The organism is Streptomyces sp. KPB2 (assembly GCF_003950055.1).
GTDB classification, from domain to species: domain Bacteria; phylum Actinomycetota; class Actinomycetes; order Streptomycetales; family Streptomycetaceae; genus Streptomyces; species Streptomyces salinarius.
Map to the genome: position 1 here is coordinate 252,236 of NZ_CP034353.1, position 24,562 is coordinate 276,797.

21 protein-coding genes are annotated in these 24,562 nt (G+C 73.5%); 14 read left to right on the forward strand and 7 right to left on the reverse strand.

The window, feature by feature from the left end:
* The first annotated feature begins 17 nt into the window (after positions 1–17).
* The 4 genes from D1J63_RS01085 (at position 18) to D1J63_RS01100 (ending at position 3,615) form a co-directional block, all read left to right on the forward strand.
* Entirely contained in the window at positions 18–671 is a 654-nt protein-coding gene (locus D1J63_RS01085) for a maleylpyruvate isomerase N-terminal domain-containing protein (RefSeq protein WP_125627311.1), read from the forward strand.
* Between the two features lie 457 nt (positions 672–1,128).
* A complete protein-coding gene (locus D1J63_RS01090) occupies positions 1,129–1,779 on the forward strand; it encodes an ankyrin repeat domain-containing protein (protein WP_125627312.1) in 651 nt (216 codons plus the stop codon).
* Entirely contained in the window at positions 1,776–2,939 is a 1,164-nt protein-coding gene (locus tag D1J63_RS01095; RefSeq protein ID WP_125627313.1) for a YncE family protein, read from the forward strand. Before D1J63_RS01090 ends, D1J63_RS01095 begins: the two co-directional genes overlap by 4 nt.
* 217 nt (positions 2,940–3,156) lie before the next feature.
* The gene (locus D1J63_RS01100) at positions 3,157–3,615 is read left to right on the forward strand and encodes a cyclic nucleotide-binding domain-containing protein (protein ID WP_102929905.1); all 459 of its coding nucleotides are present in this window, start codon (positions 3,157–3,159) and stop codon (positions 3,613–3,615) included.
* Positions 3,616–3,632: 17 nt separating this feature from the next.
* Here D1J63_RS01100 and D1J63_RS01105 read toward each other — a convergent pair whose 3' ends face one another.
* Entirely contained in the window at positions 3,633–5,360 is a 1,728-nt protein-coding gene (locus tag D1J63_RS01105; protein ID WP_125627314.1) for a GAF domain-containing protein, read from the reverse strand.
* Positions 5,361–5,510: 150 nt separating this feature from the next.
* On the reverse strand, positions 5,511–6,203 hold the full coding sequence (locus D1J63_RS01110; RefSeq protein ID WP_102929907.1) for a response regulator transcription factor: 693 nt from the start codon (positions 6,201–6,203) through the stop codon (positions 5,511–5,513).
* Positions 6,204–6,442: 239 nt separating this feature from the next.
* Here D1J63_RS01110 and D1J63_RS01115 point away from each other — a divergent pair, with 239 nt between their 5' ends.
* Positions 6,443–6,907: a pyridoxamine 5'-phosphate oxidase family protein gene (locus D1J63_RS01115; protein WP_102929908.1), complete on the forward strand. Its 465-nt coding sequence runs from the start codon at positions 6,443–6,445 to the stop codon at positions 6,905–6,907.
* A gap of 235 nt (positions 6,908–7,142) precedes the next feature.
* Complete coding sequence (locus D1J63_RS01120) at positions 7,143–8,363, forward strand: globin domain-containing protein (RefSeq protein WP_125627315.1); 1,221 nt, start codon at positions 7,143–7,145, stop codon at positions 8,361–8,363.
* Positions 8,364–8,421: 58 nt separating this feature from the next.
* Here D1J63_RS01120 and D1J63_RS01125 read toward each other — a convergent pair whose 3' ends face one another.
* Together D1J63_RS01125 and D1J63_RS01130 are read right to left on the reverse strand one after the other, a co-directional pair.
* Entirely contained in the window at positions 8,422–9,651 is a 1,230-nt protein-coding gene (locus D1J63_RS01125; protein WP_125635100.1) for an MFS transporter, read from the reverse strand.
* Positions 9,652–9,709: 58 nt separating this feature from the next.
* Positions 9,710–10,774 (reverse strand): nitroreductase family protein, encoded by a 1,065-nt coding sequence (locus tag D1J63_RS01130; RefSeq protein ID WP_125627316.1) that lies wholly within the window; start codon positions 10,772–10,774, stop codon positions 9,710–9,712.
* A 481-nt stretch (positions 10,775–11,255) separates the two neighbouring features.
* Between D1J63_RS01130 and D1J63_RS01135 the strand changes: the two genes are divergently transcribed.
* From D1J63_RS01135 to D1J63_RS01165, 7 genes are all read left to right on the forward strand, one after another.
* Positions 11,256–14,954 carry a nitrate reductase subunit alpha gene (locus D1J63_RS01135; RefSeq protein WP_125627317.1) on the forward strand — a complete coding sequence of 1,233 codons (3,699 nt, stop codon included), beginning with the start codon at positions 11,256–11,258 and terminating at the stop codon, positions 14,952–14,954.
* A gap of 1 nt (position 14,955) precedes the next feature.
* Complete coding sequence (gene narH, locus D1J63_RS01140; protein ID WP_125627318.1) at positions 14,956–16,491, forward strand: nitrate reductase subunit beta; 1,536 nt, start codon at positions 14,956–14,958, stop codon at positions 16,489–16,491.
* Positions 16,488–17,300: a nitrate reductase molybdenum cofactor assembly chaperone gene (narJ, locus tag D1J63_RS01145; protein ID WP_125627319.1), complete on the forward strand. Its 813-nt coding sequence runs from the start codon at positions 16,488–16,490 to the stop codon at positions 17,298–17,300. Before narH ends, narJ begins: the two co-directional genes overlap by 4 nt.
* Complete coding sequence (gene narI / locus D1J63_RS01150) at positions 17,297–18,091, forward strand: respiratory nitrate reductase subunit gamma (protein ID WP_125627320.1); 795 nt, start codon at positions 17,297–17,299, stop codon at positions 18,089–18,091. The genes narJ and narI overlap by 4 nt, the downstream gene beginning before the upstream one ends.
* Before the next feature lie 30 nt (positions 18,092–18,121).
* Entirely contained in the window at positions 18,122–18,694 is a 573-nt protein-coding gene (locus tag D1J63_RS01155) for a helix-turn-helix domain-containing protein (RefSeq protein WP_125627321.1), read from the forward strand.
* 95 nt (positions 18,695–18,789) lie between these two features.
* Positions 18,790–19,602 carry an SAM-dependent methyltransferase gene (locus D1J63_RS01160; RefSeq protein ID WP_125627322.1) on the forward strand — a complete coding sequence of 271 codons (813 nt, stop codon included), beginning with the start codon at positions 18,790–18,792 and terminating at the stop codon, positions 19,600–19,602.
* A gap of 58 nt (positions 19,603–19,660) precedes the next feature.
* Complete coding sequence (locus D1J63_RS01165; protein ID WP_125627323.1) at positions 19,661–20,494, forward strand: alpha/beta fold hydrolase; 834 nt, start codon at positions 19,661–19,663, stop codon at positions 20,492–20,494.
* Between the two features lie 96 nt (positions 20,495–20,590).
* Here the strand turns inward: D1J63_RS01165 and D1J63_RS01170 are convergent, their stop codons facing one another.
* Positions 20,591–20,794: a cold-shock protein gene (locus tag D1J63_RS01170; RefSeq protein WP_019330262.1), complete on the reverse strand. Its 204-nt coding sequence runs from the start codon at positions 20,792–20,794 to the stop codon at positions 20,591–20,593.
* Positions 20,795–21,125: 331 nt separating this feature from the next.
* On the opposite strand from D1J63_RS01170, the gene D1J63_RS01175 reads away from it, so the two are divergent.
* On the forward strand, positions 21,126–21,878 hold the full coding sequence (locus tag D1J63_RS01175; protein ID WP_125627324.1) for a hypothetical protein: 753 nt from the start codon (positions 21,126–21,128) through the stop codon (positions 21,876–21,878).
* 36 nt (positions 21,879–21,914) lie between these two features.
* Here the strand turns inward: D1J63_RS01175 and D1J63_RS01180 are convergent, their stop codons facing one another.
* Together D1J63_RS01180 and D1J63_RS01185 are read right to left on the reverse strand one after the other, a co-directional pair.
* Positions 21,915–23,336 carry a Gfo/Idh/MocA family oxidoreductase gene (locus tag D1J63_RS01180; protein ID WP_125627325.1) on the reverse strand — a complete coding sequence of 474 codons (1,422 nt, stop codon included), beginning with the start codon at positions 23,334–23,336 and terminating at the stop codon, positions 21,915–21,917.
* A 210-nt stretch (positions 23,337–23,546) separates the two neighbouring features.
* Positions 23,547–24,392, reverse strand: a complete 846-nt coding sequence (locus D1J63_RS01185; RefSeq protein ID WP_125627326.1) for a GntR family transcriptional regulator — start codon at positions 24,390–24,392, stop codon at positions 23,547–23,549.
* Positions 24,393–24,562: the final 170 nt, after the last annotated feature.

A 24,562-nucleotide genomic window follows, 5' to 3' on the forward strand; every position in this document is an offset into this window, starting at 1 on the left:
GGTGTTGGCTGTCGGGCGTGGATGCCTTCTCCCGTTCCTGGTCGGCGTTGCTCGCCGCGGTCGCCGACCTCTCCGACGATGACTTCGCCCGTCCGTCCGGCTGCACCGGGTGGCTCGTCCGTGACCTGGTGTGCCACCTGGTCATCGACGCCCAGGACGTCCTGATCACCCTGGCCACCCCTTCCGCCGGGGAGCCGACCCGGAACGCGGTGACCTACTGGCGAGTCGTCGAGCCCCCGACGGGGGACGACCCGCTCGACGCGCTGACCGTCCGGCTGGCCGCCGCCTACGAGCAGCCGGGGCTGCTCAAATTCCACCTGGACGACGTCGGTTCCGCCGCCGGGCGGGCCGCCGCGCTCGCGGATCCCGCCGGCCGGGTCGGCACCCAGGACCAGGTGCTCACGGCGGGCGACTACCTCTCGGCGTACGTCCTGGAGTGGACGCTGCACCATCTGGACCTGATCGCGCACGTCCCGGACGCGGCCGGACCGCCGGCGGAAGGGCTCAGGCGCTCGCGGGAGCTGCTGGAAGGGGTCGTCGCGGCGACGTTTCCCGCGTCGTTCACCGACCGGGACGCGCTGCTGATCGGCACCGGACGGCGTGCGCCGACCGCGGCGGAGACGGCCGCGCTGGGCACCTTGGCGGCGCGGCTGCCGTTTCCGGTCGGCTGACCGGGAACGGGAGGGCTGACCGGCGCCTCGACTGACCGGCGATTCGCGCGGGCGGACGGCAGGTCGACGGACCGGTGGGCGGTGCGGCGGTGCGGCGGTGCGGCGGGTCCACCGGATCAACGGACGGGCGGTGGGCCGGCGGACCAGCGGACGGTACGGCGGGTCGGCGGACCGGCTGGTCGTACGGCGGGTCAACGAACCGATGGATGGTGCGGCGGGTCGACGGACCGGTCAGTGGTGCGGCCGATCGACGGGCCGGTCAATGGCGCGGCCGATCGACGGGCCGGTCGACGGTGCGGCCGGTCAACGGACCGTCGAGGGGCGGCGGGTCGTCCGATCGGACGACAAGGGCGTCGTCCGTCCGGCAGCCGCGCAGGAGCCGGTGCGTGGACCCGCGCCGGTGTCCGGCGGGCCCAGACTGGAGGCACCTGTCACCGACCCGCGGAGCCGTCCGACCATGACCGCAAAGCCTCCCACCCCCGCCGACCGCACGCTGTCGGACGCCGTTCGCCGCGGCGACGCCGACGCCGTCCGGGCCGCGTTGCGGGCCGGTGCCGACCGGGAACTGCGCGACGAACAGGGCCGCACACCGCTGCTGCGGGCGGCCCTGGCCGACCGGGTCGCGGTCGCCGAGGTGCTGGTCTCGGCCGGCGCGGACGTCAACGCGCAGGACGCGCGCGACGACAGCGCGTGGCTGGTCACCGGGGTCACGGGCAGCGTCGCGATGATGCGGGCCCTGCTGCCCGGCGGGCCGGACGTCACGCTCACCAACCGCTTCGGCGGCGTCTCGGTCATCCCGGCGAGCGAACGCGGCCACGTGGCCTACGTCCGGGCCGTGCTCGCGGAGACGGACATCGACGTCGACCACGTCAACCGGCTCGGCTGGACGGCGCTCCTCGAAGCGGTCGTCCTCGGCGACGGCGACCGTACGCACCTGGACGTCGTGGCGGCCCTGCTCGACGCGGGCGCCGACCCCTCGCTGCCGGACGGTGACGGTGTCACGGCCCGGGCCCATGCCGAGCGCAGGGGCTTCGGGGCCATCGCGGACCTGCTGCGGCGGGCCGAGTCACGCGACGGCGGGGCCGGCGAAGAGGGTGGGCGGCGGTGAACCGGCGTTCCCCCGGGGGCCGCCTCGCCGCGCTGGCCGCCGTCACCGCGGCGCTGGCCGGATGCGCGTCGGACGCCGGCGAGGACCGGACCGCGCCCGCGGTGTCCGCCCCTTCCTCGGGCACCGCCGGCCGCACGCAGGACTCCGGCGGCGCCTCGGCGCGCACACCGGAGGGCGCCCTGCTGGTCACGGACTTCGGCGCCGACACCGTCACCTTCGTCGACCCCGCCGCCCGGGGCGCTGCGGCCGACCTCGGCTCGGTACGGGTCGGGACGGCACCGTACGGGATCGCCCTGGGCGACGACGGCACGGCGTGGGTGGCGACCGCGGAGGGCGTGGCCGCGGTGGACACCCGCACCCGCGAACGCACCGCCCTCATCCCCTACCGGACGGACACGGGCCCCGTGACGACCGGCGAGTACCGGGGCGGCGGCATGGGCATCGCCCTGTCCCCCGACGGCAGCCGCGTCTACGTCGGGGTCAACGTCCCCGGCGGCAAGGGCACCCTGGAGGTCGTCGACACGCGGCGGCGGGAGGTGACACGGGTCGTCCCGGTCGGCCGCCGGCCCTTCGACGTCGACGTGTCGCGCGACGGGCGGCACGTCTACGCCACCAACCACGACTCCTTCGACGTGAGCGTCGTCGACACCGGCGACTGGACCGCACGCCGCATCGAGGTCGCCCCGTACGGCACCGAGGGCGGTCTCGGCTCCTGGCTCAAGCCCCACTACACCGCCGTACGCCCCTCCGACGGTGCTCTGCTGCTGCCCTTCGAGGGCGAGCGCCTGGCGGTCGTCGATCCCGGCACCGGGCGGGTCCGCATCGAGGAGATGACCGCCAACACCCACCAGCACGGCGTCACGGCCGGCGCCGACGGCACTCTCTACGTGGTGGGCACCGGCCCGATCGACCCGTCCGAGGACGACGGTCCGTCCCTGACCGTTCGCAGGCCCGACGGCGACGAACGGGTCATCCCCCTGGACGGCCCGCACGAGACCGTGGCCCTGTCGGCCGACGGCCGCACCGCCTACGTCTCGGGCGGCTTCACCCGCGACGGCTACTGGAACGGCCTGAGCGTCGTCGACGTCGGCACCGGCGGGGTGACCCGGCTCCCGGTGGGCGAGCGGCCGCTGGCCGTCGTGGTCCTCGGCGGCGCGTGAGGCATCGGGGCCGATCGGCCCATGGCGAGGACCGGGTGGTCCCTGGTGTCCGGTGCCGGTCGGCGGGACCCTGGACTCAACAGCCCCCGGCGTGCACCCGAAGAGAACGGCGAGAGACGGCCGGACGCGCGACGGTCACGGACCGTCGGGCCGGCCGCTCCGCCGAGCGGTTCCCTCGCCGTCCGTCCGCGGTGACCGCATGAAAGGAGCCGGAGCGATGACCTCTGCCACCACCCTGTCCGCGGCCCTCCACGGCGACCACCGCGAACGCCTCATGCGGATCGCACGGGAGGTTTCCGTCGCGGAGGGCACCCGCCTCTTCGAGGAAGGACGGCGCGCCGACCGGTTCTGGATCGTCCGGACCGGCACCATCAGCCTCGACCTGCGCGTCCCCGGCCGCCGGCCCCCCGTCATCGAGACCCTGGGCCACGGGGAACTCGTCGGCTGGTCCTGGCACTTCCCGCCCTACCTGTGGCACATGGGCGGTGAGGCCACGACCCCCGTGCGAGCCTGGGAGTTCGACGCGGACGCCATGCGGGAGATGTGCGCCCGCGACCCCGAGTTCGGCCGCACGGTCGCCGTCTGGGTCGGCAGGGTCGTCGCCCACCGGCTGCAGGCGGCCCGGATCCGGCTGCTCGACCTGTACGCGCCGTACGGCAGCGGCGGTCTGCTCTGACCGCCGGCCCCTCGGGCTCAGTCCCCGTCCGGAAGGGGCACCCGCCATTCCAGGGTGGTACCGCCGTCCGCGGGCCCGGTGAGCCGTAGCTCGCCGCCCAGCTGGGTGGCGCGTTCCGCCAGGTTGCGCAGCCCGCTGCGCCGGCCCTCGGACGGTATGCCGACGCCGTTGTCCGTGACGGTCAGCCGCACCTCGCGGCCGTCGGTCTCCAGGGCCACCGCGACCCGGTCGGCGCGCGCGTGCCGGGCCACGTTGGTCAGGGCCTCGGACAGCACCGCGACCACGTGTTCGGCGACCCTGCCGGGCACCTCCGTGTCCAGCAGGCCCTCCATCCGCAGGCTGGGGGCGAAGCCCAGCACCGGGGCCGCCTCGCCCACGACCCGCACCGCGCGGCCCCGCAGTCCGGCACCGGCGGCGGTGCCGCGCGCCCGGAGACCGAAGATCGTCGACCTGATGATCTTGATGGTCTCGTCCAGGTCGTCCACCGCCCGCAGCACCCGCTCCGAGGCGGAGCCGTTGTCGATGAGCCGGCCGGCGCTCTGGAGTGTCATCCCGGTGGCGAACAACCGCTGGATCGCCAGGTCGTGCAGGTCCCGGGCGATCCGGTCCCGGTCCTGGAGCACGGCGATCTGCTCGGCGTCCCGGCGCCGCTCCGCCAGCTCCATGGCGAGGGCGGCCTGCGCGGCGAATCCCTGCAGCGGCTCCGTCTCCTTCGCGGAGAACACCGCCTTGCCCGCCTGCCGCACCAGCAGCACCACGCCCCGTACGCCTTCGCCGGCGGCGCCGAAGGGCACGGCCACCGCGGGGCCGAGCCCGGTGAAGCGGGGGGCCGCGGTGGACACGCGCGCGTCCCGGGTGATGTCCGGACTGCGGACGGGCTCGGCGGTGGAGAAGGCGAGGCCGGTGAGGCTGTCGTCGATGGGCAGCACCAGACCCCGGTGGTCCTCGGCGCCCTGTCCGGTGGCCAGCTCGACCACCAGGGAGTCCGTGTCCGGCATGGGCATGGTGAGTACGACGAGGGCCGCGCCGGTGATCTCCCTGGCCCGCTCCGCGATCAGGCCGAGTGCCGCGCCGCGCTCGCTGCCGGACATCAGGCTGTGGGTGATCTCCGCGTTCGCCTGGAGCCAGCGCTCCCGCAGCCGCGACTGCTCGTACAGGCGGGCGTTGTCGATGGCGACGCCCGCGGCCACGGCCAGCGTCGACAGGACCGACTCGTCCTCCTCGTCGAACTGCGCCCCGCCCCGCTTCTCGGTCAGGTACAGGTTGCCGAAGACCTGGTCGCGGATCCGGATGGGGACACCGAGGAAGGTGCGCATCGGCGGGTGGTTCGCGGGGAAACCGTACGACGCGGCGTGCTCGGAGAGGTCGGACAGCCGCAGGGGCTCGGGGTGGCGGATCAGCTCGCCCAGGATGCCGTGCCCCTCGGGGTAGGGGCCGATCCTGGCGATCTGCTCCTCGCTGACGCCGACCGTGTGGAAGGCCGAGAGCCGCTTGCCGTCGGGGCCGATCACGCCGAGGGCGGCGTACCGCGCGTCGACGAGGGCGGCCGCGGCCTCCACGATGCTGCGCAGGACGTGTTCGAGGTCCAGCTCGCGGCCCACCGAGAGCACCGCTTCGAGCAGGCTGTGCACCCGGTCGCGCGTGCCCCTGGCGGCGTCGAGCCGGGCCTGGAGTTCCTCCAGCAGCTCGTCCAGCCGCAGCTGCGGCAGGCGGACCCGGGCTTCCGCCTGGTCAGGGCTGTCCACGGGTGATCCTCCAGGTCCTTGCGACGCGCCGGCAGCCGGCCGCCCCGGTCACGTTCCACGGTAGCGGGCACCGCTCGGGCACGGGGCCGCAGGGGCGCCGCCGGATGCCCCCTCACCCTTCCCGACGCGGCGGACGCCCTCCGTGCCGGATCAGTGTCCTTCCCGGCGGAGCCGGTCCTGCGCCTGGGTGGCGATCACCGCCGCCTGGATGCGGCGCTCGACGCCCAGCTTGGCGAGCAGCCGGGAGATGTGGTTCTTGACCGTCTTCTCGGCGAGGTAGAGGCGCTGTCCGATCTGGCGGTTGGTCAGGCCCTCACCGATCAGGGCGAGGATCTCCCGTTCGCGGTCGGTCAGCCCCGGCAGGGCCTCGGGCGCCTCCTCCTTGGCCTGTTCGCCGCGCAGCCGCGCCATCAGTTTGGTCGCGGCGCTCGGGTCGAGCAGGGACTGGCCGGCGGCGACGGTGCGCACGGCGCTGACGAGGTCGGAGCCCTGGATCTGCTTGAGCACGTACCCGGCCGCACCCGCCATGATCGAGTCCAGCAGGGCCTCCTCGTCGTCGAAGGAGGTCAGCATCAGACAGGCCAGCTCCGGCATGCGGGAGCGCAGCTCCCGGCACACGCCCACCCCGTCGCCGTCGGGCAGCCGTACGTCGAGCACCGCCACGTGGGGGCGCAGCGCGGGGACCCTGACGAGGGCCTGCTCCACGGTGCCCGCCTCCCCCACGACGGTGATGTCCGGCTCGTCGTCGAGCAGGTCGCGCACTCCGCGCCGTACGACCTCGTGGTCGTCCAGCAGGAAGACCCGGATCGGGTCCGCGGGGCCGGGCCGCTCGGTGTCCGCCATCGACATGCTCCTCGTCTGCGCTCTCTCGGCAAGCCGCTCTCCGTGGGACGGCGGCTCCTCTTACGGAGATCCTCCAGCGCCCGGGGCCGAAGGGCCAGGGCCGGTCGGCCCCGTCCGGCGCGCGGCAGACCGCGCGGGGCCGGGCAGAGCCGTTCCGGGGGCCGAACGGCCCTAGCGCACGGCTCACGGACGGCGCTCCAATGAAGCGACCGTACCTGTGACCGAGACGAAAGCATGCCATGACCTGCGAGCACGTCCCCTCGGCCCCGGTGGCGCCGCGGCGCAGCATCGAGCTGGGCGCCGAGGAGGCACTCGCGCTGCTGGGCAGCGTGTCCCTGGGACGGGTCGTCTTCACCCGGCAGGCGCTGCCGACGATCCGGCCGGTCAACCACGTCCTGGACGACGGCGACATCGTGATCCGCACCCACGAGGGGGCGGCCCTGACCTCCCGCACGTGGAAGGCCGGTGATCCGGGCGTCGTGGTCGCCTACGAGGCCGACTCCATCGACCCGGACACGCACCTGGGCTGGAGCGTGGTGGTGACCGGATACGCGCAACCGGTCACCGACCCCGGGGAACTGACCCGCTATCAGGCCCTGCTGCGCCCCTGGGTGGACCGGTCGATGGACTACGCGATCCGGATCGTCCCCGACCTGATCACCGGCGTCCGGCTCACCGAGGCACGGCCCTCGCCGACGGTGTGACACCGTCCGACGGTGCGGGGGCAGGGCCGCAGGGAGTCCTGCCCCAGGGACCTTGAGCCCCGGCATGACGCGACCCCGTGGGGACCAACGGCCCTGTTCCGGCGTCCGTTGGTCCCGCGTACGCCGCCCGGGGCGCGACGGGGCAAAAACGCGGGCCGCCCGCTGATACACAGGAAGTCGCCGCCGCATCCAGTGCCGCGGTCATCGACTCCCCCATCCCCTTACGGGAGGTTCCATGCTGTCCGCAGAGTCCGCGTCCGTGGTCCGGGCCACGCTGCCCGCCGTGACCGGAGCGCTCGACGAGATCGCCTCGCGCTTCTACGCCACGATGTTCCACGACCGGCCGGAACTGCTCGACGGGCTGTTCAACCGGGGCAACCAGGCGAGCGGCGCCCAGCGCAGGGCGCTGGCCGGTTCGATCGCCGCGTTCGCGGGCGCGCTCCTCGACCACCCGGACACCCGTCCGGACGCCCTGCTGGAGCGCATCGCGCACAAGCACGTCTCCGTGGGCATCACCGACGACCAGTACACGATCGTGCACAAATACCTGTTCGCCGCGATAGCCGACGTCCTGGGCGACGCGGTCACCGCGGAGGTGGCGGCGGCCTGGGACGAGGTGTACTGGCTGATGGCCGGCGCGCTGATCGCCATGGAGGCGCGTCTGTACCACGAGGCGGGGCTGCGGCCCGGCCAGGTCTGGCGGCCCTGGACGGTGGTCGAGCGCCGTACGGAGACCGCGGACGTGGTGTCCTTCGTGATCCGCCCGGCCGACGGGAAGCCCGCCCCGCGCGCCCGGGCCGGCCAGTACGTCAGCGTGCGCGTGCTGATGCCCGACGGGGTACGGCAGTTGCGGCAGTACAGCCTGTCCGCGGAGCCGGGCGGCGAGCTGCGCCGGATCACCGTCAAGCGGGTCACCGGCGCCGACGGATCACCGGACGGCGAGGTCTCCAACCTGCTGTTCGGCGACGTGTGCCGCGGTGACGAGCTGACCCTGTCGACGCCGTCCGGCGACATCGTCCTCGACGACGCCGGGGACCGGGCCCCCGTCGTGCTGGTCTCGGCGGGCATCGGCTGCACGCCCCTCACCGGGATGCTGTCGCACCTCGCCGCGCTGGGGTCCACCCGACGGGTGCTGGTCCTGCACGCCGACCGGTCCCCCGCCGAGCACGCCCTGCGCGCCGAGACGCGGGAGCTGGTCGAGCGGCTGCCGGACGCCCGTGCCGTGTTCTGGTACGAACGCCCCGGCCCCGAGGAGCCCGCGGCGCGTAGTGGCCTGATGGACCTGTCCGGGCTCGAACTGCCCGACGGGGCTTCGGTGTTCATGTGCGGTGCGCTGCCGTTCATGCGCGGGGTGCGCGCCCAGCTGCTCGCGGCCGGTGTCCCGGCCCGCCGCATCCGCTACGAGGTGTTCGGCCCCGACCTGTGGCTGGCGGACGCCGCGCAGCCGCGGGCCTGACGACGACGCCCTGCCCCCGCCGGTCACGCGGCCGGCGGGGGCAGGGCGCTGCCCGGGGTCAGCGACCGGCAGTCGTGCGGCGCAGCCGGGTGGCGGTGTACGTCAGTGCCGCCGCGGCGACGGCCCCGAGGAGGAGCAGGCCGAGCGCGTACGAGCCGTAGGTGCCGTAGAGGGAGCCCATCACCAGGGGTGGCACGAAGCCGCCGAGGCCGCCGGCTGCGCCCACGACGCCGGTGACCGACCCGAGCCTGTTCGCCGGGGCCAGCAGGGCCACCAGGGCGAACACCGCGCCGCTGCCCGCGCCGAGCGCGCCGGCCAGGGACAGGAAGGCGGCGGTGCCGACCGGGGTCAGCGCGGGCGTCGAGGACTGGACGAGCGCCGCGGCCAGCACCACCACCAGCGTGCCGGTCACCACCCGTACCGGTCCGATCCGGTCGGAGAGCCAGCCGCCCACCGGGCGCATCGCCACGGCGAGCAGCACGAACCCGGCCATGCGGTTCGCCGCGTCGGCCTGGGTGAGCCCGTAGCCGGTCTTCAGGTAGGTGGGGAGGTAGACGGAGAAGGCGACGTAGCCGCCGAAGGCCACCGCGTACAGCGCGGACGCCTGCCAGGTGAGGGACAGCCGCAGGGTCGCGGCCGGCCGCCGGGCGAGCGGCTCGGTGGGGACGGCGCGTCCGGGTGCGTCCCTCAGCAGCAGCGCGGCCGCCACCGCGTACACCGCCAGCACCGCCGCGGTGATCAGGAACGGGGCGGACGTGCCGTACGCGTCCACGAGCTTCACCGTCGACAGGGCGCTGATCGCGGTGCCGCCCATGCCCATGCCGAAGACGCCGATGGCGAGGCCGCGCCGCTCGGGCGGGAACCAGGCGTTGACGAAGGGCACGCCGACGGCGAAGGAGGTGCCGCCGATCCCGAGGAGGAAGCCGCCGGCCAGCAGTGCGGCCAGGGACGAGTGCCCGGCCAGACCCACGTAGAGCACGGGCACGATGGTGGCCGCCGACACGAGCGGGAACATGACGCGCCCGCCGTACCGGTCCGTGAGGGCGCCGACCGGGATCCGGCCGAGGGAGCCGACCACGACGGGCACCGCCACCAGCAGCGACTGCTCGAACGAGGTCAGCCCGAGGCTCTCCTTGAAGCGGGGGCCGAGCGGGCTCAGCAGCGCCCAGGCCCAGAAGTTGACCGCGAACCCGGCCGTGGCCAGGGCCAGCATCGGCCAGGCCCGGCCGGGTACGGGCCCGGGCCCGTCCGTGCGTTCCGGTGGTGCCGTGTCCCGCTGCTCGCTCATCTGCTGGACCATGCCGTCCGTCCTCGATTCCGTCGTCCGTCGCGGAGTTCGTCCTTGATCACTCTCGCGGCGTACGGCGGTGCGACGGCATGGGCCGGGGGTCCCGTCCGGCGGTCGCAGGGTCCCCGGCGGGAGGGCCGGGGGTCCCGGCGGCGCGCGGGGTGCGGCCGCCCTCCGGTCCGTAGCCGAACCGGATCAGCAGGTGCGGGTGGTGGCGCTGCCGGGTGCCGCTCATCGCCGCCCTCAGGTCGGGCCATTCCATCGCCTGGTGCAGCATCGAGGTGCGCACGCCGTGCGCGGTGGCGGTGAGCAGCACGCGTTGCAGGGCCTGCCCGGCGCGCAGCCAGTCCTCGCGCCGGTCGTGCGAGGTCCACAACAGGGCCACCTGGACGTGCCGTTCGAAGCGCATGGCCGGGCGGCCGAGCGCGGGCAGCGGGGCGGCGAAGTCGCGCATCGGCACGTGCCCGGAGCCGTCGCGGGGTCCCAGGGCGGTCGCGGGGATGCCATAGGGGGAGGCCGAGCCCGGCGCGGTGAGCCAGGCGCGGGTCTCGGCGACGCGCTCGGCGTCGGCGGCGTTGCGGGCCTCGGCGGCCGCGGTCAGCCGCAGCAGGCGGCGGGTCGCGACGATGTCGGGGACGTCCAGGTACGCCCCCTCGGCGCGGGCGGCGGCGACCATCTCCGTGACGACGGGATCGGGCACCGGGCGGCCGGTGAAGGGCATCCGGCTGGTGTGCCGGCGCTCCACGGCCTCGTACAGCACGCCCGGCCGGGGTGGCTCGCCCGGCCACCGCTCCGCACCGTTCGGCGGGCGCTCGGCCAGGCGTACGGTCGCCAGCAGGCTCGGGTCGCCGACCGGGGGCAGCAGTTCGACGGCCGGGTCCCAGCCCAAATGGTCGGCGGCCAGGCGGAGGTTGAGGACGGCGGCGCCCACGGACAGGTGCTGGGCGCGCCGCCCGGGGTCCGCGGCCGGGAGCCACCGTGCGTGGTCGGCGTGTACCTCGACGGTCCGGCTGTCCGCGTCCAGGCCGAACCGCCAGGGCTGCGTGTTGTGCACGGACGGCGCCGCGACGGCCGCGGCGAGCAGGGTCTGGACGGCGGCGGCGTCGACTTCCCGGGTCTGCATGGCGGCTCCTTCGCGAAAGCTCTGCCCGTTTCCCGTTCACCCTGCGTCGCCGCCGTACCCGGGGGGAGGGGTGAACGGCCCCCGGCGGCGGGCCGGGTGGCCCCGCCGGCCGCGCGACGCGGCGGGCGGTGCTCGTCGCGCGCCCGTCCTGGCGGCGCGCCCCGTGGTGTTGATCGCGTCCGGCCGTGGTGGACGGCCGGACGCGTGACCGTCCGGGCGGGCGCCCCGACGCACCCGGGTGAGCCGGCCGGGGACGGGGGATTTCAGCGGCCGGCGGCCCGCGGGTGCGTCGGACCGATGGGCGGCGCCCGTCGATCACCGTCAGCATGCACCCGGGGGCGTGCCGGGCCCCGCGCCGACCGGCCCTCTTCGCGGGGCCGTTGGTCCCCGTAGCGGGCGCGGGAAGGGGGCCGGTCGCCCAGCGGGCGGGGGCCGCGCGACCCCGGGTGTGCCCGGCGGGCGCGGCCTAGCGTTCCGGACCATGGAGAACGATCGCGAGGGGCGGCGCCGGCAGTCGGGCGCCGCGGAGAACTGGCCGCTGGCCGCCCGCAGGCTGCTGACCCGCCGGGAGGTGTCCGCCGACGGCCGCGCCGTGTTCGGTGAGGACGACGGACGATGGGAGGGCTTCTACCGCGACCGCTGGTCGCACGACAGGGTGGTGCGCTCCACCCACGGTGTGAACTGCACCGGGTCCTGCTCGTGGATGGTGTACGTCAAGGACGGCCTCATCACCTGGGAGCACCAGGCCACGGACTACCCCTCCATCGGCGCCGACTGCCCCGAGTACGAGCCGCGCGGCTGCCCGCGCGGGGCGTCGTTCTCCTGGTACACCTACTCCCCCGGCCGGGTCCGCTACCCGTATGTCCGGGGGGCGCTGCTGAAGTTGTGGCGCGAGGCCCGACGCCGTCTCGGGGACCCGGTGGCGGCCTGGGCGGAGATCACCGGTGACCCGGCGAAGGCGCGGGCGTACAAGCGGGCCCGCGGCAAGGGCGGTCTGGTGCGCGCCGGCTGGGACGAGGTCAACGAGATGGTCGCCGCCGCGCACGTGCACACCGTCAAGGCGTACGGCCCGGACCGGGTGGCCGGCTTCTCCCCCATCCCGGCGATGTCGATGGCGTCGTACGCGGCCGGTTCGCGCTTCATGTCCCTGATCGGCGGCACGCTGCTGTCGTTCTACGACTGGTACGCGGACCTGCCGCCCGCCTCCCCGCAGGTCTTCGGCGACCAGACGGACGTGCCGGAGGCGGCGGACTGGTGGAACGCGGGTTATCTGGTGATGTGGGGCTCCAACATCCCGGTGACCCGCACCCCGGACGCGCACTTCCTCACCGAGACCCGCTACAACGGTACGAAGGTCGTCGCGGTCTCGCCCGACTACGCGGACAACGTGAAGTTCGCCGACGAATGGCTGGCTCCGCACCCGGGCACGGACGGGGCGCTGGCGATGGCCATGGGGCACGTGATCCTGCGGGAGTTCCTCGTCGACCGCGAGGTGCCGTACTTCTGGGACTACCTGAGCACCTACACCGACGCACCGTTCCTGGTGACCCTGCGCGAGAGCGGTCACGGGCTGGTCCCGGACGGTTTCCTCACCGCGGCCGACCTCGGCGGCGAGGAGGAGCACGCGCGGTTCAAGACGGTGCTCCTGGACGGGGCGACCGGCGAGACGGTCGTCCCCGGCGGCTCGCTCGGCTTCCGGTGGGGGGAGGCCGGGCGGGGCCGCTGGAACCTCGACCTCGACGGCGTCGAGCCCGAGCTGAGCCTGCTGGAGACGGCCGAGGAGACGGCGGAGGTGGCGCTGCCCCGGTTCGACGAGGGCGCCACCGAGGGCGGCTCGGTCATGGTGCGCGGGGTCCCGGTACGGCGGATCGGCGGCCGGCGGGTCACCACCGTCTTCGACCTGATGCTGGCCCAGTACGGGGTGTCCAGGCCCGGCCTGCCGGGCAGCTGGCCCGCCTCGTACGACGACGCCGACCAGCCGTACACGCCCGCCTGGCAGGAGACGATCACCTCGGTGCCGGCCGCGCAGGCGGCCCGTATCGCCCGCGAGTTCGCGCGCAACGCCGAGCGCACCGGCGGCCGTTCGATGATCGCCATGGGGGCCGGCACCAACCACTGGTTCCACTCCGACACCATCTACCGCGCGTTCCTGGCGCTGACCACCATGACCGGCTGCCAGGGCGTCAACGGCGGCGGCTGGGCGCACTACGTCGGCCAGGAGAAGGTCCGCCCGCTGACCGGCTTCCAGCATCTGGCGTTCGCCTTCGACTGGCAGCGGCCGACGCGGCACATGGCGGGCACCTCGTACTGGTACCTCAACACCGACCAGTGGCGCTACGAGGCCTTCGGTCCCGATGAGTTGGCGTCCCCGCTCGGGGAGGGCCGGTTCCGGGGCAAGGGCTTCGCGGACTGCCTGGCGCAGGCGGTGCGCCTGGGCTGGACGCCGGGCCACCCGGGCTTCGACCGCAATCCGCTGGACCTGGCCGACGAGGCGGCCGCCGCGGGCCGCCCGGTCGCCGAGCACGTCGTGGACGAGCTGAAGGCCGGACGGCTGCGGTTCGCGGTCGAGGACCCCGACGACCCGGCCAACTTCCCGCGGGTGCTCACCGTGTGGCGGGCGAACCTGCTGGGCTCCTCGGGCAAGGGCAACGAGTACTTCCTGCGCCATCTGCTGGGTGCCGACGCGGCCGTCCGCTCGGCCGAGACCCCGCCGGAGCAGCGGCCCGAGGAGGTGGTGTGGCACGAGCGGGCGCCGGAGGGGAAGCTGGACCTGCTGGTCACCATGGACTTCCGGATGACCTCGACGGGGCTGCTGTCCGACGTGGTGCTGCCGGCGGCGACCTGGTACGAGAAGGACGACCTGTCCAGTACCGACATGCACCCCTTCGTGCACGCCTTCACCCCGGCCATCGCACCGCCGTGGCAGTCGCGCACCGACTACGACACCTTCCTGGGCATCGCCGACCGGTTCAGCGAGCTGGCGGCCGAGCACCTGGGCACCCGCACCGACGTGCTCGCGATGCCGTTGCAGCACGACACCCCGGACGAACTCGCCCAGCCGGGCGGCGTGGTGCGCGACTGGCGGGCCGGCGAGTGCGAGCCGGTGCCGGGGCGGACGATGCCGAAACTGGTCGTGCTCGAGCGGGACTACGCGGCCGTCGCGCAGAAGATCCGCGCCGTCGGCCCGCTCCTGGACACCCTCGGCACGACCACGAAGGGCGTCACCGTCCACCCCGGCCGGGAGATCGAGGAGTTGCGGCACCGCTGCGGCACCGTGCGCGAAGGGGTGGGCGCCGGGCGCCCGTCGCTGGCCACCGCCTCCGACATGTGCGAGGCGATCCTCGCCCTGTCCGGCACCACCAACGGCCGCCTGGCGACGGAGGGTTTCCGGGAGCTGGAGCGGCAGACCGGCAGCGAAGGACTGGTGGAGCTGGCCGCCGAGCGCGAGGCCGAGCGGATCACCTTCGCCGACACCCGCACCCAGCCCCGCGCGGTCATCACCTCGTACGAGTGGTCGGGCTCGGAGGCCGGCGGGCGCCGCTACTCGCCGTTCGTCATCAACGTCGAGCACAAGAAGCCCTGGCACACCCTCACCGGCCGCCAGCACTTCTTCGTCCAGCACGACTGGATGGCCGAGCTGGGCGAGCAACTGCCCGTCTACCGGCCCCCGCTGAACGCGATCGGGCACTACGGCGACGAGCACCTGCACGAGGACGGCCGGGCCGAGGTCACCGTCCGCTACCTGACCCCGCACTCGAAGTGGTCCATCCACTCCAACTACCAGGACAACAAGTACATGCTCGACCTGTCCCGGGGCGGCCCGGCGATCTGGATGTCCACGGCCGACGCGGAGCGGATCGGCGTCCGGGACAACGAGTGGGTCGAGGCCTACAACCGCAACGGCGTCGTGGCGGCCCGTGCGGTGGTCACCCACCGGATGCCCGAGGGCACGGTGTACATGTACCACGCCCAGGACCGGACCGTGAACGTGCCGAGGACCGAGATCGGCGGCAGGCGCGGCGGCATGCACAACTCGCTGACCCGGCTGCTGCTCAAGCCCACACACCTGGCCGGCGGCCACGCCCAGCTGACCTACGCCTTCAACTACTACGGGCCGACCGGCAACCAGCGCGACGAGGTCACCGTGATCCGCCGCCGAAGCCAGCGAGTGGAGTACTGACATGCCCCGTGGCCAATCCACCGTCGGACGGGTGATGGCCCAGGTCGCCATGGTGATGAACCTCGACAAGTGCATCGGGTGCCACACCTGTTCGGTGACCTGCAAGCAGACCTGGACCAACCGCACCGGCGTCGAGTACGCCTGGTTCAACAACGTGGAGACCAAGCCCGGCATCGGCTATCCGCGCCGCTACGAGGACCAGGAGAAGTGGAAGGGCGGCTGGACCCTGGACCGCCGGGGGCGGCTGGTGCTGCGCTCGGGCGGCCGGGTCAGGCGGCTGCTCTCCTTGTTCTCCAACCCGGACCTGCCGGTCATCGAGGACTACTACGAGCCGGTGACCTACGACTACGACAACCTGGTGAGCGCGCCCGCAGGCCCCGACCTGCCGGTCGCCCGGCCGCGCTCGGTGCTGACCGGCCGGCCCGCCGACATCACCTGGGGCGCCAACTGGGAGGACGGCCTGGGCGGTGCGCCGGAGCACGCGGGCGGCGACCCCAACCTGAGCGGGGAGTGGGCCGAGAAGGTCCGCTTCGAGTTCGAGCAGACCTTCCTCTTCCACCTCCCCCGGCTGTGCGAGCACTGCCTCAACCCGGCCTGTGTGTCGGCCTGTCCGTCCGGCGCGATGTACAAGCGGGTGGAGGACGGCATCGTCCTGGTCGACCAGGACCGCTGCCGGGGCTGGCGGATGTGCGTGACGGCGTGCCCGTACAAGAAGGTGTACGTCAACCACGCCACCGGCAAGGCCGAGAAGTGCACGTTCTGCTTCCCGCGGATCGAGGCGGGCCAGCCCACCGTCTGCTCGGAGACCTGCGTCGGCCGGCTGCGTTACCTGGGCCTGCTGCTGTACGACGCCGACCGGGTGGGCGAGGCGGCGGCGACCCCGGACGAGCAGGACCTCCTGGACGCCCAGCGCGGCGTCTTCCTGGACCCGCGCGATCCGGAGGTGCTCGCGGCGGCGCGGGCGTCCGGCATTCCGGAGGACTGGCTGGAGGCGGCCCGCCGCTCCCCCGTGTACGACCTGGTGGCGCGGTACCGGGTGGCGCTGCCCCTGCATCCGGAGTACCGCACCCTGCCGATGGTCTGGTACGTGCCTCCGCTCTCCCCCGTCCTGGACGCCGTCAGCGTGGCGGGCGGCGACCAGGACGACCCGGACCACGTGTTCGCGGCGGTGACCCGGCTGCGCATCCCCCTCGAATACCTGGCGAGCCTGTTCACGGCCGGGGACCCGGACGTGGTGGGCGGGGTGCTGATGAAACTGACCGCGCTGCGCTCGTACATGCGCGCCGTGTCCCTCGGCGAGGCGGGCGACGAAGCGGCGCTCGGCGCGGTCGGGCTGACCGGAGCGGACGCCCGGGACCTGCACCGGCTGCTGGCGGTGGCCAAGTACGCCGACCGCTACGTGGTGCCGGCCGCGCACAAGGAGGACGCGGCCGCGCTCGGCGCCGTGGAGAGCGGCTGCCCCGTCGAGTCCGCCGGCGGCAAGGTCGCCCTCGGCATGCCCACCCTGCGCCGTACGCCGTCGGAAGGTTCCGCATGAGCCCGCTGCCCACCACCGTCCCGGCCATCGTCCGCACCCGTGTCCGCGCGGCCGTCCGGCGCCGGGTGCCGGTGTCACCGCGAGAGGCGGAGGACCGGGCGCTGCTGCTGCGTCTGCTGTCGCTGCTGACGCAGTACCCGGACGAGGAACTGGCCTCGCACCGGCCGCGGCTGGTGTCCGCCGTGGCGGCGCTGCCGGAATCGGCGGCCGCCCACGAACTGGGCGCCTTCATGGACTGGTTCGCCCGCGAGGAGCCCGACGCGCTCGCCCGGCACTACGTCGAGACCTTCGACCTGCGCCGCCGCAGCAGCCTGTACCTCACCTACTACCTGCACGGCGACACCCGGCGCCGGGGCATGGCGCTGCTCACCCTGGCCCGGCGCTACCGGGCCGCCGGGTGGGACACCGACGGCGTGGAGCTGCCCGACCATCTGCCGGTCGTGCTGGAGTTCGCGGCGCTCGCGGGCCCCGGCACGGGCGAGGCACCGCTGCGGATGCACCGGCGCGGCCTGGAGCTGATCCGGCACGCGCTGGCGGAGTCCGGCTCGCCGTACCGCCACCTGCTCGCGGCCCTGCTGACCCTGCTGCCGCCGGCGACCGACGCGGACCGGGCGGCCGTGGCGCGGCTCGCCGCCGAGGGCCCGCCCGACGAGCAGGTGGGCCTCGATCCCTACGGAGCCGCCGACGTCCACCCGGCCTACGGGCAGGGCGAGTTCGCCCCGCGGTCCGCCTTCGTCCCGCCGATGGCCGCCCCTCCGACCCTGGCCCCGCACACGGCGGACGCCCCCCGCACCGAAGGCCGCTCATGAACACCACTTCCTCGTCCCCCCTCGCCGCGCCCGCGACCGGCGCCGAACTCCTGCTGTGGGTCGCCGTCCCCTACGTCTGTCTCGCCGTGTTCGTGGCCGGGCACGTGTGGCGCTACCGGCAGGACCAGTTCGGCTGGACTTCGCGCACCAGTCAGCTCCTCGAGCACCGGTGGCTGCGCTGGGGCGGCCCGCTGTTCCACCTGGGCGCCTTCATGGTGATCGCCGGGCACGTGGTGGGCCTGGCCGTACCCGCTTCCTGGACCGGCGCCGTGGGCATCGACGAGCACCTCTACCACACGGGCGCGGTGTGGGCCGGTTCGGTGGCGGGCGTGGCCATGGTGGCGGGGCTCGGCATGCTGTGCGCCCGGCGGCTGCTGTCCCGGCGGATCCGGCTGGGCACCGACCGCAGCGACAAGGTGCTGTTCCCGCTGCTGACCCTGACCGTGCTGCTGGGCATCTCCGCCACCGCCGCGCACAACGTCTTCGGCGGCGGGTACGACTACCGGGGCACGGTGTCCGTCTGGTTCCGCGGCCTGTTCGTGCTCGCGCCCCGGCCGGAGGCGATCGCCGACGCCCCGCTGCTCTTCCGGCTCCACGCGCTGAGCGCCTGTCTGCTCTTCGCCGCGTGGCCCTTCACCCGGCTGGTGCACGTCTGGAGCGCACCGGTCGGATATCTGGTCCGGCCCTACCTGGTCTACCGGCGGCGCGGCACCGCGGCACCGGCCCTGCCCGCCCGGCCTGCCGGGACGCGACCCCGCGCGGTGGGAGGGACCGGAGGACGCCGATCATGACAGTGGCTGCCCTCGCGTAGACTCCGCGGCATGGGTCGATGGGAGCCGAACGCGCGCGGCCGCCTGGAGCAGGCGGCGCTGGAGCTGTACGTGGAGCGCGGCTACGAACAGACCCCGGTGGCCGAGATCACCAGGCGTGCGGGGCTGACGGAGCGGACGTTCTTCAGGCACTTCGCCGACAAGCGGGAAGTCCTCTTCGCCGGCTCCGGCAGGCTCGAGGAACTCTGCGTGGGCGCCGTCGCGGCGGCGCCCCCCGCCGCGACGCCGATGGAGGCGGCCGTGGCCGCCCTCGACGCCGCGGCGGACGTCTTCGAGGAGCGCGGGGACCTGGTCCGCCTGCGGCAGAGCGTCATCGACGCCAACGCGGAACTGCGCGAACGAGAGCTGATCAAGCTCGCGTCCCTCTCCGGTGCGCTCGCCGACGCGCTGCGGGACCGCGGCGTGGCGGACCTGACGGCGCGGCTGGCCGCCGAGGCGGCGATCGCCGTGCTCAAGGTGGCCTTCGGTCGCTGGATCCACGGGCCCGGGGAGCAGACGCTGCGGCAGCTCCTCGCCGAGTGCGTCGACGCCCTCGGCGCCGCGGTGGCGGGCGAGGCGGTCTGACCCGTCCGGTCGGTTAACCGGTGTACAGGAAGAGGCCGTTGCGACGTAGGTTGTGGTCAAGCACCCACGCCTCGGCTGAAAGACGGACCGCACCCATGAGCGACCCCTCGACCCCCGCCAACGCCGCACAGCAGAAGATCGACACGTCTGTGCCGCACTCGGCCCGGATCTGGAACTACTGGCTGGGCGGGAAGGACAACTACCCGGTCGACGAGCAGGCCGGCGACGCCTACACCGCCGTCTTCCCCGGCATCGTCACCATCGCCCGCAGCAGCCGCGCCTTCCTGCGCCGCAACATCACCCACCTGGTCGCCGAGGCGGGCATCCGGCAGTTCCTCGACATCGGGACCGGACTGCCGACCGCCGACAACACCCACGAGGTCGCCCAGCGCATCGCGCCCGAGGCGCGGATCGTCTACGTCGACAACGACCCCATGGTCCTCTCGCACGCCCGCGCGCTGCTCTACTCGACCCCCGAGGGCGCGACCTCGTACATCGACTCCGACGTGCTCGACCCCGACACCGTCCTCGCGGCGGCCGCCGAGACGCTGGACTTCGACAAGCCCATCGCGTTGATCCTCAGCAACATCCTGGGCCACATCCCCGACTACGACCGGGCGCGGTCCGTCGCCGCCCGGCTCGTCGACGCCCTGCCGTCCGGCAGCTACCTCTCGATCAACGACGGCTCTCGCGGCATCGACCCGGAGTTCGACCGGGCCCAGGACGCCTACAACGCGAGCGGCGCCGCACCGTACATCCTGCGCACCGTCGACCAGATCACGGCGTTCTTCGACGGTCTGGAGCTGGTGGAGCCCGGCGTGGTCCCGGTGACCCGGTGGCGTCCGGAGGCGGGCGCCGACCAGCCGGACATCATCGGCGAGCACGGCGGGCTCGCCCGCAAGCCGTGACGCCCTGACCCCGCGCCGTACGGCGCCGTACCGAGTCGTACCGAAAGGGAGCCGCACCATGTCCGCATGGCCGTTGCCCGAGTCGTTCCCCAGCGCTTCGGGCACCGTCCGCTGGAACCGGCTGGGCGCTCCGGACGGGCGCCCGCTGGTGCTGCTGCACGGCACGCCCTTCTCCTCGTACGTCTGGCGGGCGGTGGCCCGCTCGCTGGCCCGCGACCACCAGGTGTTCGTCTGGGACATGCCCGGCTACGGGCTGTCGGAGAAGTCCGAGGGGCAGGACGTGTCCCTGGCTGCGCAGGGGCGGGTCTTCGCGGAGCTGCTGGATCACTGGGGGCTGCGGCGTCCTCTCGTGGCCGCCCACGACTTCGGCGGCGCCGTCGCGCTGCGGGCGCATCTGCTGCACGGCGCCCGGTACGGGGCGCTCGCCCTGGTCGACCCGGTCGCGCTGGCGCCCTGGGGGTCGCCGTTCTTCCGGCTGGTCCGTGAGAACGCCGAGGTCTTCGGGCGGCTGCCCGGGGCGCTGCACCGGGCGCTGGTGCGCGAGTACGTGGGTTCCACCGGCGGTCCGGGGCTGCACCCGGCGGTCCTGGACCGGCTGGTCGAGCCCTGGCTCGGCGAAACGGGTCAGCCGGCCTTCTATCGGCAGATCGCCCAGGCGGACCAGCGGTACACCGACGAGGTACAGGAGCGGTACGCCGGTCTCCAGGTCCCGACGCTGGTCTGCTGGGGTGAGGACGACGCGTGGATTCCCGTGGCCAAGGGACGCGAACTCGCCGCTCTCGTCCCCGGTGCCCGGTGGGAGCCGATCGCCCACGCGGGCCATCTGGTCCAGGAGGACGCCCCTGCCGAGCTGACGGCGGCCCTGCTGGACTTCTTCCGCCGCGTTCCCTGACGGCCGCGCGCGTACCGCGGGCGGCGGTGTGCCACAGGGCGGGCCCCCGGGAAACCAGCGTTTCCCGGGGGCCCGCCCCGCTGGACGATCTCCCGGTCAGGCGGGGGTGATGTTCTCCGCCTGCGGGCCCTTCTGGCCCTGGGTGATGTCGAAGGTGACGGCCTGGCCTTCCTGCAGCTCGCGGTAGCCCGTGGCGTTGATGTTGGAGTAGTGCGCGAAGACGTCGGGGCCGCCGCCGTCCTGCGCGATGAAGCCGAAGCCCTTTTCAGAGTTGAACCACTTGACGGTTCCGCTGGCCATGCCTTTTGCCTTTCAGCCGTTATCGGATCCGCACCGCGCGAACCCGGAGGTGGTCGTCCTGGTCCTCCGGCATTGCACAGCAAACCGCCCGCACTCCGGCGCGGGCGGTCTGGGCGAACCACGACATCTGCTGCTGACGCTACACGGCATGTCCGAGCCCCACCAGTGAGTAAGGGGTCCGAGCGGCAACCATGTTGCCGAGCTCGCCCCCTCGGCCACCGTGGCGCGGGTCTCCGCTGCGCCATCCGGGGGAGACGGCGAGGCGGCCGCACAACCCGGTTCCGGAAGTGGTCTAGCTATGAAGAGTCCACCCACGGAGTCGGAGATCGATATGACCGTCAGGAAAGCGCTGGCCCTGGTGATCGGCGCCGTCATGTGCACCGGTGCGCTGGCGACCGGCTGCGCCCGGGAGCCCGCGGGCGCCTCCTCGCAGGACGCGCAGGCACCCGCGAGTTCCGCGGCCCCGCGCCCCGCTCCCCCGCGTTCCTTCCCCCGTCCACTGCCCGGCGTCGGACCGGCCGTGCGGGAGCGTCTCCCGGCCGGCACCCGGCAGGCCGTGGTGGTCACGGGCGAGACCGAGGACTCGTCCGAGGCCCGGGTGGTGCTCTACGAGCAATATCCGGGCGAGGGCTGGCGGGCGGTCGCCGGTCCGTGGCCCGCCCACAACGGTCTGCGCGGCTGGACCGACGACCACGAGGCGGGCGACCTGCACACGCCCATCGGCGTCTTCGGCCTCAGCGACGCGGGGGGCAGGCTGCCCGACCCGGGCACCCTGCTCCCCTACGACGAGGATCCGGCGTTCTCCGTGTCGGGCACCGGATATCTGGGCGAGCCCCTGGAGGGGTCGTTCGACTACGTGATCGCCATCGACTACAACCGGGTGCCCGGCACCACCCCGCTGGACAAGACGCGCCCCCTGGGCGAGGACAAGGGCGGCGGGGTCTGGCTCCACGTGGACCACGACGGGCCGACCAACGCCTGCGTGTCCCTCAGCGAGGAGCACATGCGCACGTTGCTGACCACCCTGGACCCGGACAAGGAACCGGTCGTCGTCATGGGCCCGGAGGAGGTCCTGGCGCGGTAGGGCGTCCCGGCCCGCGTGGCGGCCGGTGTGCCGTGCTCAGCCGACGGGCGGCATGTCGGTGGGCTCCGAGTCGAGGCCGGGCCTGCGCTCCCGCCAGGCACCCCGGGTGAAGTCCGGTATCTCGACGGGGCGGCCGCCCCTGGCCAGTGACGTGACGCTGAGGGGCACGGGCGAGCACCAGGCGGCCGAGTCGTAGACGTCGATGTCGGGCACCAGTCCCGCGCGCATCAGCTGGACGGTGCGCCACTGCAGGACGTAGTCCATGCCGCCGTGGCCGCCGTTGTTCGCGGCGTCGTCGCCGACCTTCTGCCACAGCCAGTGGTCGTATTCCTTGCGGTAGGCCTCGAAGTCGCGCCAGGTGTGGCCGCTGTGGTCCGGTTCGACGTAGATGCGGGCGCCGGTCGGGGCGGGTCCCGCGTAGTCCTCGACGATGCCGCGACTGCCGGCGAGGGTGTTGATACGGCTGTAGGGCCGGGGCGAACTCACGTCGTGCTCCGCGCGGATCGTCCTGCCCCGTGCCGTTTCGATCAGGCAGGTGACCAGGTCACCGTTGATGTAGGTCTCCTTCCAGGAGGGATGGTCGCGCGGGACGAAGCGGGCCCGGTAGTCGGCGAGTCCCTTCGGGGCCGTCGTGGTGGCGCGCAGGGTGGTCATGCGGTCACCGCGGTTGACGTCCATGGCCGCCGCGATCGGGGCGAGACCGTGCATCGGGTAGAAGGAGGCGGTGCTGCGGGTGTGCCACAGGCGGCGCCAGGAGTCCGTGTAGTAGGTGTCGGAGAACAGGAGTTCGCGCAGGTCGTGCAGGTAGCCGCCGTGGCCGTTGGTGATGTCGCCGAACAGGCCGTCGTGTGCCGCCTTCAGCATGGCCAGCTCGTTGCGGCCGTAGTTGCAGTTCTCGGACAGGAGCAGGTGCCTGCGGGTGCGTTCCGAGGTGTCGACGAGATCCCACAGCTGGCGCAGTTCCGTCGCGATGGGGAGCTCCACGACGGCGTGCCTGCCGCTGAGCAGCGCGGCCCGGCCGTGCTCGTAGTGGAACTCCCAGGGCGTGGCGATGTACACGAGGTCGATGTCGTCGCGGCGGAGCATCCGTGCGTAGGAGTCGGCGGAGCCGCCGTACGCGGCCGGACGCGGCCTGCCCTTGCTCTCCAGGCGGTCGGCGGCGCGCTCGGCCCGGTCGGCGCGGATGTCGCAGACGGCGGTGACGGTGCAGCCGGGCACGGCCGCCCAGCCGGTGATCATGCTCCCGCCCCGGTTGCCGAGACCGATGATGCCGACGCGGACGGTTCTGTGGGCGGCGAAGGGCACGCCGATCATCGACTTCTGGCCCGGCCTGCGGCGGGGCGCCTCGTCGGATGCCGCGGCGGAGGGGGCGGCGGCCCCGATCCCGGCCGCGAGGGCGCCGGAGGCGGCCGCGGAGCCCAGGAGCAGTCGGCGGGAGACAGCGGGCGTTCGGGACATGACGGCAACACTCCTCGTGGCGTTCGCATCACGGTCGGGGCGCGGTCGGGCGTTGTCGGGCAACGTCGGGCTGTCGAACTGTCGAACTGTCGAGCTGTCGAACACTTTCGGGGCATGACTCTGCGGGCTCCGCCGTGACATGTCAATACGTGCTCGATGCGCAGCCGTTCCGAGCACTTCCACGCACCGGGAGGGTCGGAGACGGCGCCGCTACATCCCGTCCTGCACCACTCCGCGCGTGGAGAGCGTGACGGGATCCTTGGTGGTGAAGTCCCCCGGCGGGATGCCCGGGTGGTGTCCGTCGCCGGGGAGTGTCGCCCGGTCGCGCGGGCCCAGGGTGAGCCGGGAGACGATGCGGTAGCGGTCGCCCCGGTAGAGGGAGTGCACGTACTCGACGGGCCGCCCCCGGGTGTCGGTGGTCAGGCGCTCGAAGAGGAGCGCCGGGGAGAGTTCGGGCACGTCCAGCAGGTCGGCCTCCGCGCGGGTGACCACGGTGGGCTCGATGGACTGCACGGCCTCACTGACCCGGACGTCGTGCCGCTCGCCCAGGTGCTCGTACAGGTCGCCCTGTTCCAGTTCCTCACTGGTCAGGTCCGCGACGAGGTCGGCCGGTACGTGCAGGTACTCGATGGCCATGGGTGATCCGTCGACCAGGCGCAGGCGGGCCACGTAGTGGATCTGCGCCGCGGGCGACATACGCAGCTTGCGGCCCACCCGGGCGCCCGCGGGCAGGGTGCGGACCTCCAGGACCCTGCTGGTCCAGGCACCGGCGGCCTGCGGAAGGCTGAAGGCCTGCCGGCCGGAGACCAGTTCCTGGGTGATCTTCTCGGCGGCGACGAACATGCCCCGGCCGTGCTCGCGCACCAGCAGCCCGGCGACCACCAGTTCGTCGACCGCCGCCCGCAACGTGGGACGCGAGACGCCGAGTTCGGCACACAGAACGCGCTCCGAGGGAATCGCGTCCCCCGGGCGCCGTTCCTCGACGAGTTCCAGGATGGCGTCGCGGACGCGCTCCCGCTTGAGCACCGCACCGGAGGCGGCGGCGTCGATCTCCATGCAGTACTCCTGTGACTGGTCTACTGGTCAGCCGAGCTTACCTGTCCACATCGGTCGCGAACCAGCCAAACTTCGCATCGACAGGGCCGAAAGCCCGTACATACGTGAGGGGTTGACGCTCTCATTGGTCCATGCCACCTTCGAGCAACACCGACTGGTAAGCCAAGCGC

Excerpts from the sequence above, each read along its gene's own strand:
- D1J63_RS01090 (WP_125627312.1), top strand. The coding sequence starts at position 1,129 with ATGACCGCAAAGCCTCCCACCCCCGCCGACCGCACGCTGTCGGACGCC.
- D1J63_RS01100 (WP_102929905.1), top strand. The coding sequence starts at position 3,157 with ATGACCTCTGCCACCACCCTGTCCGCGGCCCTCCACGGCGACCACCGC.
- D1J63_RS01110 (WP_102929907.1), bottom strand. The coding sequence starts at position 6,203 with ATGGCGGACACCGAGCGGCCCGGCCCCGCGGACCCGATCCGGGTCTTC.
- D1J63_RS01115 (WP_102929908.1), top strand. The coding sequence starts at position 6,443 with ATGACCTGCGAGCACGTCCCCTCGGCCCCGGTGGCGCCGCGGCGCAGC.
- D1J63_RS01120 (WP_125627315.1), top strand. The coding sequence starts at position 7,143 with ATGCTGTCCGCAGAGTCCGCGTCCGTGGTCCGGGCCACGCTGCCCGCC.
- D1J63_RS01125 (WP_125635100.1), bottom strand. The coding sequence starts at position 9,651 with ATGAGCGAGCAGCGGGACACGGCACCACCGGAACGCACGGACGGGCCC.
- D1J63_RS01130 (WP_125627316.1), bottom strand. The coding sequence starts at position 10,774 with ATGCAGACCCGGGAAGTCGACGCCGCCGCCGTCCAGACCCTGCTCGCC.
- D1J63_RS01135 (WP_125627317.1), top strand. The coding sequence starts at position 11,256 with ATGGAGAACGATCGCGAGGGGCGGCGCCGGCAGTCGGGCGCCGCGGAG.
- narH (WP_125627318.1), top strand. The coding sequence starts at position 14,956 with ATGCCCCGTGGCCAATCCACCGTCGGACGGGTGATGGCCCAGGTCGCC.
- narJ (WP_125627319.1), top strand. The coding sequence starts at position 16,488 with ATGAGCCCGCTGCCCACCACCGTCCCGGCCATCGTCCGCACCCGTGTC.
- narI (WP_125627320.1), top strand. The coding sequence starts at position 17,297 with ATGAACACCACTTCCTCGTCCCCCCTCGCCGCGCCCGCGACCGGCGCC.
- D1J63_RS01155 (WP_125627321.1), top strand. The coding sequence starts at position 18,122 with ATGGGTCGATGGGAGCCGAACGCGCGCGGCCGCCTGGAGCAGGCGGCG.
- D1J63_RS01160 (WP_125627322.1), top strand. The coding sequence starts at position 18,790 with ATGAGCGACCCCTCGACCCCCGCCAACGCCGCACAGCAGAAGATCGAC.
- D1J63_RS01165 (WP_125627323.1), top strand. The coding sequence starts at position 19,661 with ATGTCCGCATGGCCGTTGCCCGAGTCGTTCCCCAGCGCTTCGGGCACC.
- D1J63_RS01170 (WP_019330262.1), bottom strand. The coding sequence starts at position 20,794 with ATGGCCAGCGGAACCGTCAAGTGGTTCAACTCTGAAAAGGGCTTCGGC.
- D1J63_RS01175 (WP_125627324.1), top strand. The coding sequence starts at position 21,126 with ATGACCGTCAGGAAAGCGCTGGCCCTGGTGATCGGCGCCGTCATGTGC.
- D1J63_RS01180 (WP_125627325.1), bottom strand. The coding sequence starts at position 23,336 with ATGTCCCGAACGCCCGCTGTCTCCCGCCGACTGCTCCTGGGCTCCGCG.
- D1J63_RS01185 (WP_125627326.1), bottom strand. The coding sequence starts at position 24,392 with ATGGAGATCGACGCCGCCGCCTCCGGTGCGGTGCTCAAGCGGGAGCGC.